Source organism: Aeromonas sp. YN13HZO-058 (genome assembly GCF_001921245.1).
GTDB lineage: Bacteria > Pseudomonadota > Gammaproteobacteria > Enterobacterales > Aeromonadaceae > Aeromonas > Aeromonas allosaccharophila.
The window spans coordinates 1-17,038 of record NZ_MQSY01000069.1 but is presented as its reverse complement, the minus strand read 5'-3'; the positions used below and the strand labels follow the sequence as shown (position 1 = coordinate 17,038).

Annotated in this window: 13 protein-coding genes; 10 read left to right on the top strand and 3 right to left on the bottom strand. The window is 59.0% G+C overall.

The window, feature by feature from the left end; all coding sequences use genetic code 11:
* The first annotated feature begins 300 nt into the window (after nucleotides 1-300).
* Both BSP75_RS18240 and BSP75_RS18235 read left to right on the top strand, forming a co-directional pair.
* On the top strand, nucleotides 301-1,239 hold the full coding sequence (locus tag BSP75_RS18240) for a LysR family transcriptional regulator (RefSeq protein WP_075114144.1): 939 nt from the start codon (nucleotides 301-303) through the stop codon (nucleotides 1,237-1,239).
* 73 nt (nucleotides 1,240-1,312) lie between these two features.
* Entirely contained in the window at nucleotides 1,313-2,725 is a 1,413-nt protein-coding gene (locus BSP75_RS18235; RefSeq protein ID WP_075114143.1) for an MATE family efflux transporter, read from the top strand.
* Between the two features lie 168 nt (nucleotides 2,726-2,893).
* On the opposite strand, the gene tyrS is transcribed toward BSP75_RS18235, so the two are convergent.
* Nucleotides 2,894-4,093, bottom strand: a complete 1,200-nt coding sequence (tyrS, locus tag BSP75_RS18230) for a tyrosine--tRNA ligase (RefSeq protein WP_075114142.1) — start codon at nucleotides 4,091-4,093, stop codon at nucleotides 2,894-2,896.
* 110 nt (nucleotides 4,094-4,203) lie between these two features.
* Here tyrS and BSP75_RS18225 point away from each other — a divergent pair, with 110 nt between their 5' ends.
* The 3 genes from BSP75_RS18225 to BSP75_RS18215 all read left to right on the top strand — a co-directional run bounded on the left by BSP75_RS18225 (nucleotide 4,204) and on the right by BSP75_RS18215 (nucleotide 9,005).
* Nucleotides 4,204-5,529, top strand: coding sequence for a peptidoglycan DD-metalloendopeptidase family protein (locus BSP75_RS18225; RefSeq protein ID WP_075114141.1), 1,326 nt, complete (start codon nucleotides 4,204-4,206; stop codon nucleotides 5,527-5,529).
* Nucleotides 5,530-5,677: 148 nt separating this feature from the next.
* On the top strand, nucleotides 5,678-6,802 hold the full coding sequence (locus BSP75_RS18220) for an anhydro-N-acetylmuramic acid kinase (protein ID WP_075114140.1): 1,125 nt from the start codon (nucleotides 5,678-5,680) through the stop codon (nucleotides 6,800-6,802).
* A 937-nt stretch (nucleotides 6,803-7,739) separates the two neighbouring features.
* Nucleotides 7,740-9,005 carry a RidA family protein gene (locus BSP75_RS18215; RefSeq protein ID WP_075114139.1) on the top strand — a complete coding sequence of 422 codons (1,266 nt, stop codon included), beginning with the start codon at nucleotides 7,740-7,742 and terminating at the stop codon, nucleotides 9,003-9,005.
* 165 nt (nucleotides 9,006-9,170) lie between these two features.
* On the opposite strand, the gene BSP75_RS18210 is transcribed toward BSP75_RS18215, so the two are convergent.
* Nucleotides 9,171-9,845 carry a hypothetical protein gene (locus BSP75_RS18210; protein ID WP_075114138.1) on the bottom strand — a complete coding sequence of 225 codons (675 nt, stop codon included), beginning with the start codon at nucleotides 9,843-9,845 and terminating at the stop codon, nucleotides 9,171-9,173.
* Nucleotides 9,846-10,037: 192 nt separating this feature from the next.
* Nucleotides 10,038-12,029, bottom strand: coding sequence for a transketolase (gene tkt, locus BSP75_RS18205; protein ID WP_075114137.1), 1,992 nt, complete (start codon nucleotides 12,027-12,029; stop codon nucleotides 10,038-10,040).
* A gap of 349 nt (nucleotides 12,030-12,378) precedes the next feature.
* Between tkt and metK the strand changes: the two genes are divergently transcribed.
* From metK to gshB, 5 genes are all read left to right on the top strand, one after another.
* A complete protein-coding gene (gene metK, locus BSP75_RS18200) occupies nucleotides 12,379-13,530 on the top strand; it encodes a methionine adenosyltransferase (RefSeq protein ID WP_042058491.1) in 1,152 nt (383 codons plus the stop codon).
* A gap of 68 nt (nucleotides 13,531-13,598) precedes the next feature.
* Complete coding sequence (locus BSP75_RS18195; RefSeq protein ID WP_075114136.1) at nucleotides 13,599-14,138, top strand: SprT family zinc-dependent metalloprotease; 540 nt, start codon at nucleotides 13,599-13,601, stop codon at nucleotides 14,136-14,138.
* Nucleotides 14,139-14,211: 73 nt separating this feature from the next.
* Nucleotides 14,212-14,916, top strand: a complete 705-nt coding sequence (locus BSP75_RS18190; protein ID WP_075114135.1) for an endonuclease — start codon at nucleotides 14,212-14,214, stop codon at nucleotides 14,914-14,916.
* Between the two features lie 126 nt (nucleotides 14,917-15,042).
* Nucleotides 15,043-15,774, top strand: coding sequence for a 16S rRNA (uracil(1498)-N(3))-methyltransferase (rsmE, locus tag BSP75_RS18185; protein ID WP_075114134.1), 732 nt, complete (start codon nucleotides 15,043-15,045; stop codon nucleotides 15,772-15,774).
* A gap of 100 nt (nucleotides 15,775-15,874) precedes the next feature.
* The gene (gene gshB, locus BSP75_RS18180; RefSeq protein ID WP_075114133.1) at nucleotides 15,875-16,828 is read left to right on the top strand and encodes a glutathione synthase; all 954 of its coding nucleotides are present in this window, start codon (nucleotides 15,875-15,877) and stop codon (nucleotides 16,826-16,828) included.
* The last annotated feature ends 210 nt before the right edge of the window (nucleotides 16,829-17,038 follow it).

The window sequence follows — 17,038 nt, the reverse complement described above, 5'->3', positions numbered from 1 at the left end:
ACTTAACAACCGATTAACGCGCACCACTCTTGATGGGCTGACTTTAATTAAATGCCCCTATTAATCACAGCGTTTTTTTGAATTAATCAACCAAAGTTTGATTCGGGTCGCCTTTCGGGCGACCAAGATCACACTAGAAGCGCCTTATTGTGAGTTTTTTTTAACAATTCAACTTAGTTTCACTGGAATCAATGGCCTGCGAGCCGCTACATTTGCGCAACAACCCATCCATTCCGCACGGATTGTGTGCAGCACGCCCATGGCGTACCCTTGGGATTCACGCCTTTTTGTTGATTGATGATGACCATTACCCGTACCGATCTCGCCGAACTGGCGGTGTTTGCCGCCGTCGCCCGCCACCGCAGTTTCAGCAAAGCCGCCCTCGAACTCGGGGTCTCCGCCTCTGCCCTCAGCCATAGCCTGAAAGGACTGGAAGAGCGGCTGGGGGTGCGGCTGCTCAACCGCAGCACCCGCGCCGTGGTGCCGACCGACGCGGGCCAGCGGCTGCTCAAGCAGCTGCTCCCCACCCTCAATACGCTGGAAGAGGCGCTCAGCGAGCTGGCCCGCAATAGCGACGAGCCGGTGGGTCGACTCAAGCTCTGCGCCCCCCGTGGCGCCATCGACAGCCTGCTGGCACCTGTGCTGATCGACTATCTGCGCCGTTATCCCAGAATGCAGGTGGAGGTGGTGGAGCAGGAGCTGATGCCCCGGCTGATTGAAGATGGCTACGATGCCGCGCTTTTTTACGGGGACTTGCTGCCCAAGGAGATGATCGGCATTCCCCTTGGCTCGCCCCAGCGCTATCTGGTGGTGGGCTCCCCCGCCTATCTGGCCGAGCACGGTACGCCGGAACACCCGAGCGAGCTGAGCCGCCACGCCTGTATCGGCTATCGCCTCACCCCGCACCACCACTATCGCTGGGCCTTTGCCGCCGACGGCAACATGCTGGAAATTGAGGTGACCGGGCCGCTCACCACCAGCACCCCGGCGCTCTATCTCGGGGCCGCCGAGGCGGGGCTGGGGCTGGCCTACTGTCTGGAAGAGGAGGTGAGTCAAAAGGTCGCGGAGGGGACACTGCTCACCGTGCTGGAGCCCTGGTGCCCCACCTTTGCCGGTTTTTACCTCTTCTATCCCAGTCGGCATCAGCTGGGCAGCGGCCTGCGCATCCTGATCGACATGCTCAAGGCTCACTACCAACACCCAGGATTGATGAGCGATACTCAGCAATTCATCAAGTGAAACCCTGATTATCACCAAATAAGTATTAATCTAGACTAGCTGTTCGATATTCGAGCTCCCCGAGAGAACAGATATGTCTGCCTATTTAACACTGCGGCAACGGGCCATGACCCGTCGCTTCTGGGTTTATGCCCTCCCCTCCATTCTTGCCATGCTGGTCTCGGGGGCCTACTACCTCGTCGACGGCATCTTCGTCGGCCACTATGTCGGTGCCGCTGGCCTCGCCGGGATCAATCTGGTCTATCCGGTCATCATGGTGCTGATTGGTCTGGCCGCCATGATCAGCATGGGGGCGGCCACCGCCATCTCCTTCCAGCAAGGGGCGAAAAACGACACGCTGGCCCGTCAGGCGCTGGTCAACGCCCTCTGGCTGCTGGCCGGACTCGGGATCATTGCGCCGGTTCTGCTCTATTACACCCACACCGACATCCTGCTGGGGCTGGGGATTGAACAGGGCACCGAGACCTGGAAACAGGCGAGTGACTACCTCACCTGGATCGGCGGCGGTACCCTGCTGCTGGCCAGCAATCTGGCGGTCCCCTATCTGCTGCGCAACGATGGCCGCCCGAAACTGGCCATGGTGCTGGTGAGCAGCGGCGCCGTACTCAACATCATCCTCAACTACATCATGGTTGGTCGGCTGGGGCTGGGATTGATCGGTACCGCGCAAGCCACCCTGATGGCAGAGGGCGCCGTGAGCCTGATCGGCCTTGGCTACTTCTTTACCCCCTGGGCCCGGCTGCGCCTCAGCTGGCGGGATCTGGTGCCCAACCTCCCCGCCATGCCGAACCTGCTCTTTACCGGTTTGCCAAGCCTGATTGCCCAGTTCAACCTCGGGCTGCTGCTGATGCTGCACAACAGCCAGCTGATGGTGTATGGCAATGTGAAGGATCTGGCGGGCTTTACCGTGGCCGGTTACACCGAGGCGGTCTTTATCGTCATCCTGCAGGGGCTGGCGTTCGGCATTCAGCCGCTCATCAGCAAGGCGGCGGGGGCCAAGCGCCATCGCAACCTCAAGTACCTGATGGAGATGGGGCTCAAGTTCACCTTTATCTACGGCATGCTGGTGTGGCTCACCATCCAGCTGCTGCCGGGACAGGTCGCCATGCTCTATACCGGCGACAAGGATCCCGAACTGCTGGCCGCCGCCATCAGCAGCCTGACCCTCAACCTCGGTGCCATTCCGCTGGAGGGGATCATCATGTTTGGCATCGTGCTGCTGCAATCCATGGCGCGCACCCGTCAGGCGCTGCTCATCTCCATCGCCAAAACCGTGCTGCTGCTGCCGCTGATCTTCCTGCTGCCACAGCAGTGGGGCCGTGACGGGGTGCTGATGGCCCAGCCCGCCACCGTACTGCTGCTCACCCTGCCGCTCTGCTGGCTGCTGTGGCGCGAGTGGCTGCGCCTGAAAGAAGCCTGCGCACCAAAAGCCAGGCTCCGCCCGCAACCGGCCCGCGCCCGCGCCGCCGTCCAGCTGGCCCGCTAAGACCGCCAATCCCGCAAAACAATAAAAAACCGGCATCCCCTGATGCCGGTTTTGTTATCTGCGCTTCCCGCCCATATCGTACATACAGAGAAGCCTCCGCAAGGGAGGCTTCTCTTATGCAACGCATCAGACTGGATGACCCGTCAGCGCGGACTGAGCGATCAGGGCTTACTTGACGGTCACCCGGGCAAACTTGCGCTTGCCAACCTGATAGACGGCGGTACCGGCACCGATGAGTGCCTTGCCATCTTCCAGCTTCTCGCCATCCACCTTGACCGCGCCCTGCTTGATCATTCGCAGCGCTTCGGAGGTGGTGGCCACCAGATCGGCCTCTTTCAGCAGGTTGGCAATGGCCAGCCCTTCACCTTCCAGTGCCAACTCGACTTCCGGCATCTCGTCCGGAATGGCGTTCTTGGAGAAGCGCTGGGTGAAATCTTCGTGGGCCGCTTCGGCCGCCGCTTCGTCGTGATAGCGGGTGATGATCTCTTTGGCCAGCCAGATCTTCACGTCGCGCGGATTGAGGGTGCCGGCAGCGATGCCCGCCTTGAACCCTTCAATTTCAGCCAGCGGACGGAAGGAGAGCAGCTCGTAGTAGTTCCACATCAGATCGTCGGTGATGGACATGATCTTGCCGAACATCTCGCCCGGGGCATCGTGTACGCCGATGTAGTTGGCGGCGGACTTGGACATCTTCTTGACGCCATCCAGACCCACCAGCAGCGGCATCATCAGCACGCACTGGGCGGCCATGCCGGCATCTTTTTGCAGCTCGCGGCCCATCAGCAGGTTGAACTTCTGATCGGTACCGCCGAGCTCGACGTCCGCCTTCAGCGCGACCGAGTCATAGCCTTGCAGCAGCGGATAGAGGAATTCGTGAATCGCGATGGATTGGCCGCCGGTGTAGCGCTTTTTGAAGTCGTCGCGCTCCATCATGCGGGCCACGGTCTGCTTGGCCGCCAGCTTGATCATGCCGGTCGCACCCAGCTCGCCCAGCCAGCTGGAGTTGTACTCGATGCGGGTCTTCTTGGGATCGAGGATCTTGAACGCCTGCTCTGCATAGGTGAGAGCGTTGTGCTTGATGGCCTCTTCGGAGAGCGGCGGACGGGTGCTGTTCTTGCCGGAGGGATCACCCACCATGGCAGTGAAATCGCCGATCAGCAGGATGATCTCATGGCCCAGATCCTGGAAGGTCTTCAGCTTGTTGAGGATCACGGTATGACCCAGGTGAATGTCGGGGGCCGTCGGGTCCATGCCCAACTTGATGCGCAGCGGGCGCCCTTCCTTCAACTTGGCGACAAGTTCTTCTTCAACCAGAATTTCTTCCGCTCCGCGCTTGATCTCGGCTAGCGCCACCTCGAGCTGGGACATTTTTTGACTCTCCAATCACGATTCCACAGGGCCAAACATATTACTGGAATGGCGGGCCAATTGGAAAGGCTGTAAAATCCGTCCATTCTGCCCGACTTCATCAACTTTCCATGGTTATTTGGCACGCCTTCAACTCCCTCCCCCACTGGCACCGCAAGATGGTGCTGATTTTGAGCATCATGATCATGATGCTGGCTGCCTGGCCAAGCGAACAGGCGGTAGCAACACGGGTCGATGAAAACGGCAACGAGATTGCCCTGCGGGAACCGGCTGACGACAACGCACTGAACGACGAGCTGACGGCCGAGGCTGCTCAGCCCGTCACCCCGCCCAAGCCGCGCTACATCACCAAGCAGGTGAAGGTGCGCCGTGGCGACAACATGGGGGTGATCTTCCAGCGCATTGGCCTGAGCACCACCGATCTGCACCTGATCGACCAGCTCGACGGCAGCGATCCCCTGCGGATGTTGCAACCGGGTCAGGAGCTCACCTTCAAGCTCACCGAACATGGCGAGCTAAACAGCCTCTATTACCCCCACAGTCTGGAGCAGGCGCTCAAGGTAGTTCGCAAGGATGAGGAATTTGTCGCCCGCAACGTCAAGATCGCCCTCGACACCCGCGAACAGGTGAGCAAAGGCGAGATCCGCTCCAGCTTCTGGGGCGCTGCGGTGGATGCGGGGATGACGGAAGATCAGATCATGGATCTCGCCGCCATCTTCGGCTGGGATATCGACTTTGCCCAGGACTTGCAGCCGGGAGACAGCTTCCGGGTGGTCTATGAAGACAAGTTCCGCGACGACGAGCGGGTTGCCTCCGGCGATATTCTGGCGGCGGAGTTCGTCAACCAGGGCACAGCCTACCGCGCCGTGCTCAATGAAGATGGCAACTACTACACCCCGGAAGGCAAGGCGATGCGCAAGAGCTTCCTGCGTGCGCCGGTCAACTTCAAATACATCAGCTCCAACTTCAACCCACGCCGCCTCCATCCGGTGACCGGCAAGATCCGCCCCCACAACGGCATCGACTATGTGGCGCCGGTGGGCACCCCCATCATGGCAGCGGGCTCCGGCAGCGTGGTGGCCGCCGGTTACAACCAGTTCAACGGCAACTACGTCTTTATCAAGCATGCCGGCAACTACGTGACCAAGTATCTGCACCTCTCCAAACGCACCGTCAACAAGGGGCAGCGGGTGAAGCAGGGTCAGACCATCGGCACCCTGGGTGGCACCGGCCGCGTCACCGGCCCGCACCTGCACTATGAATTCGTGGTGGGCGGCATTCACAAGAACCCGCGCACCCTCACCCTGCCGCAGGCCGAGACCCTGAGCGGGCGTGAGCTGGCCAACTTCAGGAAGCTGGCGATGCCGCAACTGGCCAAACTCGACAAGCCCGAGCTGCAACTGGCCCAGAACAGGCGGGATAGTCGCGGCAACTGAGCCATCAGGGCTGGCAGGGTGAAAGCCCTGCCAGCCCCTTTTATTGAGCCCGCGCCTGGCAACCCGATTGAAGTGAACGCATGGCTGAGCGCCATATCGGATGGGTGTCGGGAACCGGAGTATCCCGGCCAGCAAGTGAGGAGAGCCAATGGCTGAACGCTATATCGGATTGATGTCAGGCACCAGCATGGACGGTATCGACGCCGTGCTGGTGATGATCGACAGGGGTGAACTGCGGGTCGAAGCGGCGCTTTGTCACCCCTGGCCGCAAGAGACCGCCCGTACACTGCATGCCCTCTGCACCCCGAGCGACAACGAAATCGACCGCATGGGTGTGGCCGACAATCTGATTGCGCAGGAGTTTGCCGCCGCGACCCTGGCGCTGCTGGCCAAGGCGAGCCTCACGCCCGCCGATATTCGCGCCATCGGCAGCCACGGCCAGACCATCCGCCACCGCCCCCAGCTTGGCTTTACCCTGCAGATCGGCAATGCAGCCCTGCTGGCCGCCCTGACCGGCATCGATGTGATCGCCGATTTTCGCACCATGGATATGGCCCTCGGCGGTCAGGGGGCGCCGCTGGTGCCTGCCTTCCATCAGGCGCTGTTTGCCAAACCCGGCGCCCTGCGGGTAGTGCTGAACCTCGGCGGCATCGCCAATATCTCGGTGCTGCCGGGCAATCCGGGCGGGGTGTATGGTTTTGATACCGGCCCGGCCAACACCCTGCTCGATGGCTGGTATCGCCGTCATCAGCCCCACGGCGGCAGCTATGACGCCGGAGGCCAATGGGCCGCCAGCGGTAAACCAATCCCGGCCCTGCTGGACACGCTGCTGGCTCACCCCTATTTCGCCGCCCCCGCCCCCAAGAGCACCGGACGGGAGATGTTCACCCTCGATTGGCTCGATGGCGAGCTGGCAGGCACGACATACGCCCCAGTGGATGTGCAGCGCACCCTGCAGGCGCTCACCAGCCACAGCATCGCCCGCCAACTGCCCGCCCGGCCCGAATCTGTCGGTGCCAGCCAGCCGAAAGCCGAGCTGTTTGTCTGCGGCGGCGGTGCCCATAACGCCCCGCTGCTAAAGGAGCTGGCCAGCCTGCTACCCGCATGGCGCATCGCCAGCACTGCCGAGCTGGGGCTGGCCCCCGACTGGGTAGAAGGCGCTGCCTTTGCCTGGCTGGCGATGTGCTTTGTCCACCGCAAGCCGGGCAACCTGCCCGCCGTCACCGGCGCCAGCCGTCCGGCCGTGCTGGGGGCGCTTTATCCCGCGGGATAACCCCTGCCAAGCGCGCTCGTTCGCCCCCTCATAGACCCACAGCAGCCCCGCAACGGCCCCACAACAGCCCCGATCTGACCAAGTTCGGGGCTGTTGCGTTTGATGGCGTGCTATCGCTTTATCGGACGGCGCTTTCATCGGGGCGATTCTTTCATCGAATCGGCTTTGCGCTCGGGTTTGTGAAAGCTCGGCCTGATTGGCTCGCTCACCCTGCCCTCCATCTCGCCATGACAACACAGCCATGACAACCCCGCCATTTTCCTGCGCTTACCATCACGCACCATGAAGCCCATATTTTTTGCTGCAATCTTATGGAATATCTCGCTATATATCGCGAGCTAAAATCGCCTCACATCTGCGGCTATACTGTGACTGCCAGATAATTATCAATCTGCCGCTCATGCAAATATTTGCATTATATTCCAGCCACATCTTTAGCCGTTGCAATATGAATGGCAGCTAGCATATTTTTACGATTGAAGATAGAGGATTGAAAAAACATAAAGTACATATCTATGCACCGTAATGCCGTTTGCTGGCAGGCTGCTGCATGGCGTTAACCCTTTATTCACAGCCCTGTTCTGCCAAGGCTTGCGCCCCAACACCCGCCCTGACTGGGCTACTGCTCGATGCAGGGCCATTGGCGGGCAAACGGGTGACTATTCAGCGTGAATTGAATAGCAATCACATTAAATTTGCGAGCGTTGAGCCATCTCATAGAAATGCAATCCGTGGTTTGCAACCCCTGATAGCCACTCATAGAATCGCCCTGTCTGAAATATCTACCCTGTCTCTTCCTCTCTTATCCCTCTCAGCTATTGAGTGGATCACAAATAATAACCGGGGATGCCGCCGCTGGCGCAGTGGCCATGGCGCACAACAAGATGGGGTCAACCTGTACCTGAATTAACAACAAATATTAAAAAGAGGCATATCTATGAGTGGCACCATCATCAAGTCGGCAAGAAATACCACCCATGCACCCCAGGATCTGGGCCCCAGCACCCAAACGGTGGCGTTCTCCCATTACAACAATATCTCCGCCCAGCTGCCGGTCGATCCGATCAGCGGCAAGATGGTGAGTGGTGATGTCACTGCGCAGGCCAGACAGTGCCTGAGCAACCTCAAGGCGATCATCGAGAGCATCGGCCATGTGATGGACGATATGGTCAAAGCGACCATCTTCCTGAAAGAGATGGCGGATCTGGAGGCGGTCAACGCCGTCTATCGCGAATTCTTCCCGGGCTATCTGCCGACCCGCACCACTCTCGCCGTCGCCGCCCTGCCGCTGGGCGCGCTGGTGCAGATCGATGCCATCATCTCCAACGGCGAAGGCACCTTCCCGCAAGCCCCCTGCCCGCTGATTAAACTGGCCCGCAACAGTGACAAGGCGCCGCACAATCCGCTCTCCACTCACACCGTGGCCTTCTCCCACTACAACAATATCGGCGCCCAGCTGCCGGTCGAGGCCGCCTCGGGCCAGCTGGTCGCCGGTGGCATCAAGGAGCAGGCGGGTCAGTGCCTGCGCAACATCAAGCACGTGCTGGAGAGCATCGACGTGCCGTTTGACGATATCGTCAAGGTCACCGTCTATCTGACCGATCTGGCCGATCTGGAGGCCGTCAACGAGGTCTACACCACCTTCTTCCCCGACTCTGCTATTGCCCGCGCCGTGGCCTATCTGCCCGCCCGCTCGGTGGTCAGTGCCGCCGCCCTGCCCATGGGGGCACGGGTGCAGATGGATGCGGTCATCTCCCACGGTGACGGCACCCCGCCACAACTGGTGGAAGACAGACACAATCTGGTGATCAGCGCCCGCAATACCGACAAGGCACCACGCAGCCCGCTCCATTGCCAGACCGTCGCCTTTTCCCACTACAACCATCTGTCTGCGCAACTGCCGATTGACCCCGCCACCGGCAAGATCCTGACTGGCTGCGTCAAAGAGCAGACCGCCCAGTGCCTGAGCAATATCAAGGCGATTGTGGAGAGCATCGGCCATGTGATGGACGATATCGTCAAGGTGAATATCCAGCTCGGCAATATCGCCGATCTGGATGCGGTTAACGCCGTCTACACCAAATATTTCCCGAGCTATCTGCCCGCCCGCACCGTATTCGGAGTCAGTGAACTGCCCGCCGGAGCCCTGGTGCAAATGGATGCGGTGATGTCCAACGCAGAAAGTACCCCGCCGCAGGCATAAAGTTTGTTTGTGTTAAATAATAAAATGAGACCGGCTGATAGCCGGTCTCTTTTTATGTAACATGTGGGGCATTATTTTTATGGCATCGTCTTAAAGAACGCGAACGTCCGATTACGCTTCGCTAATCGAACCTACGAGCTGTACATGAATCGAACCTACGGACTTTTAATTAACTTTATCCAAGTAGGGGCTAAACTCATAGTTGAAGCTACAAGTTTCATGTGACCGAGAAAAATGAAGATTATCTAAAGCCACACAAATTTCTATACTAAGCAATGCAATAAGCTTCTGTTTAGATGACGATAATGTCATTTTGAATTGAGCAGAATCAACAGCAGTTAAACCGATTAAAATATGATAAATTGCAGACCACATATCAATCGATTTAGGTATTACTCGATGAATATCGATAGCAATCTCTTTCATCTCTTCAGAAGATAAAGTTTCAGTGTTACATAACATAAACCTCTCATGAAGCACCGCACGCAATGACACGTCACCAACCAAGGGGTCATCGAGGATAGTCGATAATTGTGACGCATAAAACTCGATATCCTCTCTTGCCTGCTGTAAATAATACTGGTCGTTTACCTGTTCCTGCAAACCAACCTGACGGAGTAAAACAAATAACGTGAGCCCCCCAACTATTGGGGCATAGATCCCACCAATTGCTGAACCAAACTCAGCCCAGCGAGAGTGTTCATGTGATATCACACCATTAAAAATATTAACATAAATAAATATTGGGGATACAATTATGGTAATGAGTGATGCTATTAGAATACTATTTTTATAATTAGTACTTAATAGTTTCTTTGTTATCAACCGAAAGCGGTCCATATTGATCCTTTTATGCATCGTCGTGAATTATTTTTCTATATCTGAATTTTCATAATCAAGAATAAAAGCTTTTGATATAACAAATCAACACTAATAAAAATCTCTAATGTGAATAAAAAACGCCCCCCATCTTGCGATGGAGGGCGTTTTATCGTTCCGGCTATTGAGTCAGAGCGACCCAATATTCAGCGATTACAGGGATTCAGCAGTCGCAACCACGTTTTCCACGGTAAAGCCGAATTCCTTGAACAGCAGCTCGGCCGGTGCAGACTCACCGAAGGTGGTCATACCGATGATCTTGCCGCCGAAACCGACGTACTTGTACCAGTAGTCAGCGATGCCTGCTTCGATGGCCACACGCTTGGTGACGGAAGACGGCAGGACGGACTCTTTGTACTCGGCAGACTGGGCGTCGAACACGTCGGTACAAGGCAGAGAGACCACGCGCACGGCACGGCCCTTGGCAGTCAGCTGCTCGTAAGCGGCAACGGCCAGCTCCACTTCGGAACCGGTGGCGATCAGGATCAGCTCAGGGGTACCGGCGCAATCCTTCAGCACGTAGCCACCCTTGGCGGTGTCGGCCAGTTGCTGAGCAGTACGGTCCATCTGGGCCAGGTTCTGACGGGAGAAGATCAGGGAAGTCGGACCGTCGGTACGCTCGATGGCGTGCTTCCAGGCGATCGCGGATTCAACCTGGTCACACGGACGCCAGGTGCTCATGTTCGGGGTCAGACGCAGGGACGCGATCTGCTCAACCGGCTGGTGAGTCGGGCCATCTTCACCCAGACCGATGGAGTCGTGGGTGTAAACGAAGATGACGCGCTGCTTCATCAGGGCGGCCATGCGCAGGGCGTTGCGGGCATACTCCATGAACATCATGAAGGTGGCGCCGTAGGGGATGAAACCACCGTGCAGGGCGATACCGTTCATGATGGCGGACATGCCGAACTCGCGTACACCGTAGTGGATGTAGTTGCCGGAGGCATCGTCGTTGGTCAGGGACTTGGAACCGGACCACATGGTCAGGTTGGACGGCGCCAGGTCGGCAGAACCACCCATGAACTCCGGCAGCAGCTTGCCGAACGCTTCCAGAGAGTTCTGGGACGCTTTACGGGTTGCGATCTTGGCCGGGTTGGCCTGCAGGGTTTCGATGATCTTGGCGGATTCGGCAGCCCAGTTGGCAGGCAGTTCGCCAGTGGTACGGCGCTTGAATTCGGCAGCCAGGGTCGGGTGAGCGGCTTCATAGGCGGCGAACTTGGCAGCCCAGTCAGCTTCCAGCTTGGCGCCCTTCTCCTGACCGTTCCACTCGGCAGCGATGTCGGCCGGGATAACGAACGGTGCGTGGTCCCACTTCAGGAACGCGCGAGCCGCGGCGATCTCGTCGTTGCCCAGCGGTGAGCCGTGGCAGTCGTGAGAACCGGACTTGTTCGGTGAACCGTAACCGATGATGGTGCGGCAGCAGATCAGGGTCGGCTTGCCGGTCTCGGCCTTGGCGGCTTCGATGGCGGCATTGATGGCTTCCGGGCTGTGACCGTCAACAGCCGGGATAACGTGCCAGCCGTAGGCTTCGAAACGCTTGACGGTGTCGTCGGTGAACCAGCCTTCAACGTGACCGTCGATGGAGATACCGTTGTCATCCCAGAACGCGATCAGCTTGCCCAGTTGCAGGGTACCTGCCAGGGAGCACGCTTCGTGGGAGATACCTTCCATCAGGCAGCCGTCGCCCATAAAGGCGTAGGTGTAGTGGTCAACGATGTCGTGGCCCGGCTGGTTGAACTGCTCAGCCATGGCTTTTTCGGCGATCGCCATACCAACGGCGTTGGTGATGCCCTGACCCAGCGGGCCAGTGGTGGTTTCAACGCCCGGTGCATAGCCGTACTCCGGGTGACCCGGGGTGCGAGAGTGCAGTTGGCGGAAGTTTTTCAGATCGTCGATGGAGAGGTCATAACCGGAGAGATGCAGCAGGGAGTACAGCAGCATGGAGCCGTGGCCGTTGGAGAGAATGAAACGGTCGCGGTCGGCCCACTTGGGGTTGTTCGGGTTATGTTTGAGGTGGCTACGCCACAGCACTTCGGCGATATCCGCCATTCCCATGGGGGCGCCCGGGTGACCGGAGTTGGCTTTTTGAACGGCATCCATACTCAATGCACGAATGGCATTGGCAAGCTCTTTACGAGAAGGCATCTGAATCTCCTGCGATTGCTTCATTTGATGGCCAAGATTAAGGCGCGTTATTGTCCCAGCAGGGCGCGCGGCGTGCAAATGTTATCTGGACGAATAAAGTGGCTTTGGGAGGACAATCGCTTTTCTTGGCTGCTTTTGACCAAAGAGGACAGATGCAAACGTTTGATTTCCACCCCCTTGGGGATAGCAAGGAGCCATTAGTAGCTGGCTTGCGATGCCACGACAAAATAGTGCTGGCAATCGCGGGGGGCGCTAATTAAAATAGACGTCCAGATGTAGATACCTCTACACCATCCCATTCACCCGGTTATTGCTGTGGCGATAACCCAGACAAGCTGAGACTCCCATCATGGCAAAGCTGTTTACTTCCGAGTCGGTCTCCGAAGGCCATCCCGACAAGATTGCGGACCAGATCTCCGATGCGGTACTGGACGCCATCCTCAAGCAAGATACCAAGGCCCGTGTCGCCTGTGAGACCCTGGTCAAGACCGGTATGGTCATGGTGGCCGGCGAAGTAACCACCTCTGCCTGGGTTGATATCGAAGAGATCGTGCGTGATACCGTGCGTGAAATCGGCTACACCCACTCCGACATGGGCTTCGACGCTGACTCTTGCGCCGTGCTGAATGCCATCGGCAAGCAGTCCCCGGATATCAACCAGGGTGTTGACCGCAGCGATCCGCTGGAGCAGGGCGCGGGCGACCAGGGCCTGATGTTCGGCTACGCCACCAACGAAACCGACGTGCTGATGCCCGCCCCCATCACCTACTCTCACCTGCTGGTGAAGCGTCAGGCTGAAGTGCGCAAGAACGGTACCCTGCCGTGGCTGCGTCCGGATGCCAAGAGCCAGCTGACCTTCGCCTACGACGACGCAGGCAAGATCATCGGTGTCGATGCCGTGGTACTGTCTACCCAGCACGCCGAATCCATCAGCCACAAAGATCTGGTTGAAGCGGTACGCGAAGAGATCATCAAGCCGGTGCTGCCGGCCGAGTGGGTCAACAAGGACACCAAATACTTCATCAACCCGACCGGCCGTTTCGTTATCGGCGGCCCGATGGGTGACTGCGGTCTGACCGGTCGCAAGATCATCGTCGACACCTACGGCGGTATGGCCCGTCACGGTGGTGGCGCCTTCTCCGGCAAGGATCCGTCCAAGGTTGACCGCTCCGCTGCCTACGCCGCCCGCTACGTTGCCAAAAACATCGTTGCCGCCGGCCTGGCCGATCGCTGTGAAATCCAGATCTCCTACGCCATCGGCGTGGCCGAGCCGACCTCCATCAGCGTCGAGACCTTCGGTACTGCCAAGGTCGCCGAAGATCTGCTGGTCAAACTGGTACGCGAGCACTTCGAGCTGCGTCCGTATGGCCTGATCCAGATGCTGGATCTGAAGCGCCCGATCTACCAGGCTACCGCTGCCTACGGTCACTTCGGTCGCGACGAGTTCCCGTGGGAACAGACCGACAAGGCCGAACTGCTGCGTTCTGCCGCTGGCCTGTAAGGCTCGCTGTTGTGATAAAAGGGGAGCCTGGCTCCCCTTTTGCTTATCCGCTACCTGACGAGATGTTGATGTCTGCCACTCCTGCCCAGCTTGTCGCCCTGCTGCAACAACGCGTAGAAGCCTGTTTTGTGCAGGCCGAGGCGCGCCTTGGCCGCACCTTTCCACGCCCGCGGATCTACTGCAATATGCGGGGCCGGGCGGCGGGTTCGGCGCGGCTGCAAACCTGGGAGCTGCGTTTCAATCCCGCCCTCTATCAGGCCAACCAGCAGGCGTTTCTGGATGAGGTGGTGCCCCACGAGGTGGCCCATCTGCTGGTTCATGCCCTTTGGGGTGAACATAGCGGTGAAGGGCGTGGCAAAAACCGGGTGTTGCCTCACGGCAAGCAGTGGCAGTCGGTGATGCGGGAGGTGTTCGGCCTTGAGCCCAGAACCACCCACAGCTTCGATCTGGCGGTATTGGCCCAGCGCACCGTGCCCTATCGCTGCCACTGCCAGCAGCATCAGCTGTCGATACGCCGCCACAACAAGGTGGTGCGTGGCGAGGCCCGCTATCACTGTCGCCGCTGCAAGCAGCCGCTGGAGCGGGAACAGCCGGAGCCAGAGCAGTAAGCCAGCTTGTGTCGCACCCCTGTGGTAGGGTGCCCGCCATCGTTCGTCAATCACCCCGTTTGCAAGGAATCCCATGCGTTTCATCTCCTCCCTCGCCCTGACCCTGCTGGCCGGTTTACCGCTGCTCAGCGCGCCCCTGCACGCCCAGACCTTTCGTGAAGCCAAGCAGGATCTGGTGAAGCTCTATCGCAGCCAGCCTGCAGTCACTACCTTCTACTGCGGCTGCGACATCGACTATCAGGGCAAGAAGATGAGCCCGGATCTCGCCAGCTGCGGCTACGAGCCGCGCAAGCAGCCCAAGCGCGCCGCCCGCATCGAGTGGGAGCACGTGGTACCGGCCTGGGAGTTCGGCCACCAGCTGCAGTGCTGGCAGGATGGCGGTCGCAAGAACTGCGAAAAAGCGAGCCCCGAGTTCAACAAGATGGAGGGGGACATGCACAACCTGTTCCCCGCCATAGGCGAGGTAAATGGCGATCGGGCCAACTACCGCTTCTCCGACTGGAACGGCAAGCCGGATCAGTACGGTCAGTGCCAGATGCTGGTGGATTTCAAGGATCGTCGGGTGCAACCGCCCAAGGGGCCGGTACGGGGCCAGATCGCCCGCGCCTACCTCTACATGAGCCAGCAGTATGGGCTGCGTCTGGCGGCGCAACAGCGTAAACTGTTTGAAGCCTGGGATCGCCAGTACCCGGCAGAAGGCTGGGAGTGCGAGCGCAACCGCCGCATCGGCAAGCTGCAGGGCAATACCAATCCCTTTATTGAAAAGCAGTGCCAATAACCCCATTTGACCAGGGAGGGGATCGCCCCTCCTATCATGAAGCCCTTCCCCACTGCCGCGTGAGCCTTGCTCGCCGCCTCGCAGCAGGATATGAAGGGTTTCCAAGCAAGAGACTGACAATCAGCCATGCGCATTCCACGTATCTATGAACCGGCCACCCTGCAAGTTGGCCAGACCATCGCCCTGTCGGAAGACGGCGCCAACCATATCGGCCGGGTACTGCGCATGCAGCCGGGCCAGCAGCTCGAGCTGTTCAACGGCGATGGCAATCAATATCCCGCCACCATCGCCAGCGTCGGCAAAAAGTCGGTTGAAGTGACCATCGACCGCTGCGATGCCCAATCGGTGGAGTCCCCCTTCGCCATCCACCTCGGGCAGGTGATCAGCCGTGGCGACAAGATGGATTTCACCATCCAGAAATCGGTGGAGCTGGGCGTCACCTGCATCACTCCGCTCTTCTCCGAGCGCTGCGGCGTCAAGCTGCCGGCCGATCGACTGGAGAAGAAGCGCGAGCAGTGGCAGAAGGTGGTGATCAGCGCCTGCGAACAGTGCGGCCGCAACGTGGTGCCAGAGGTGCGCATGCCGATGGAGCTGGACGCCTGGCTGGCGGAAGAGACCAAAGAGCTCAAGCTCAACCTGCACCCGCGCGCCGAGTACAGCATCAACACCCTGCCCGTTCCCGAGCACGGCGTGCGCCTGCTGATTGGCCCGGAAGGGGGATTGTCGAGCGACGAGATCGCCCGTACCGTGCAGGAAGATTTCAAAGAGATGCTGCTGGGGCCGCGGGTGCTGCGCACCGAAACCGCCGCCCTGACGGCGATCACTGCGCTGCAGTGCCGCTTTGGCGATCTCGCTTGATACTATCGGCCGCATCATGCATCGACGCAGCCTCAAGCGGGCGATTACGCTGCGCTAATCGACCCTACAACCCTATCGAGCCATTAAAAAGGAACAGCGGATGACCATTAAACTCGGCATCGTGATGGATCCCATCTCGGCCATAAACATCAAGAAAGATTCCAGCTTTGCCATGCTCGAAGAGGCGCAAAAGCGCGGCTATGAGCTGTTCTATCTGGAGATGAAGGATCTCTACATGGAAGCCGGTCGCGCCTTTGGCACCATGCGCCCGCTCACCGTCAAATATGACTATGCCGACTGGTACACGCTGGGTGAGGTGGTGGATCAGCCGCTCTCCAACCTCGATGTGATCCTGATGCGCAAGGATCCGCCGTTCGACACCGAATTTATCTACGCCACCTACATGCTGGAGCGGGCCGAGGATGAGGGTTGCCTTATCGTCAACAAGCCGCAGAGCCTGCGCGATGCCAACGAGAAGCTCTACACCGCCTGGTTTGCCGAACACACCCCGACCACGCTGGTGACCCGCCGCGCCGACAAGCTGCGCGCCTTCCACGCGAAGCATAAGGACGTCATCCTCAAGCCGCTGGACGGCATGGGAGGCGCCTCCATCTTCCGCATGAAGGAAGATGACGCCAACGTCGGCGTGATTATCGAAACCCTGACCGCCCACGGCAGCCAGTACTGCATGGCGCAAACCTATCTGCCCGCCATCAAGGATGGCGACAAGCGGGTGCTGGTGGTGGACGGTGAGCCGGTTCCCTACTGCCTCGCCCGTATTCCGGCGCAGGGGGAGACCCGTGGCAATCTGGCGGCCGGTGGCCGTGGTGAAGCGCGTCCCCTGAGCGACGCCGACTGGGCCATCGCCCGCGCGGTAGGCCCTGCCCTGAAAGAGAAGGGCCTTATCTTCGTTGGTCTCGACATCATCGGCGATCGGCTGACCGAGATTAACGTCACCAGCCCGACCTGCATTCGCGAGATTGAAGCGGCTTTCGACGTCCATATCACCGGCATGCTGATGGATGCCATCGAGCGTCGGCTGGCGAAAGCCTGAGCCAGCACCGGCTAGAGGTTCATAACAAGAGGCGGCCCGCGGGCTTAATGCCAGTCAGTCAAGCCTGACTGGCATTGTTTTTATTGACTTTTTTTTCACACTCTACTTCTGTGGTCTTGGCTTAACGCCGCGGGGGTAACTTCGCTCCCTTCGTTCCGGCAGCACAAACTGTCCCGCCTGTTTCTCCAGGTCAGCTACCCGCTTCGGGAT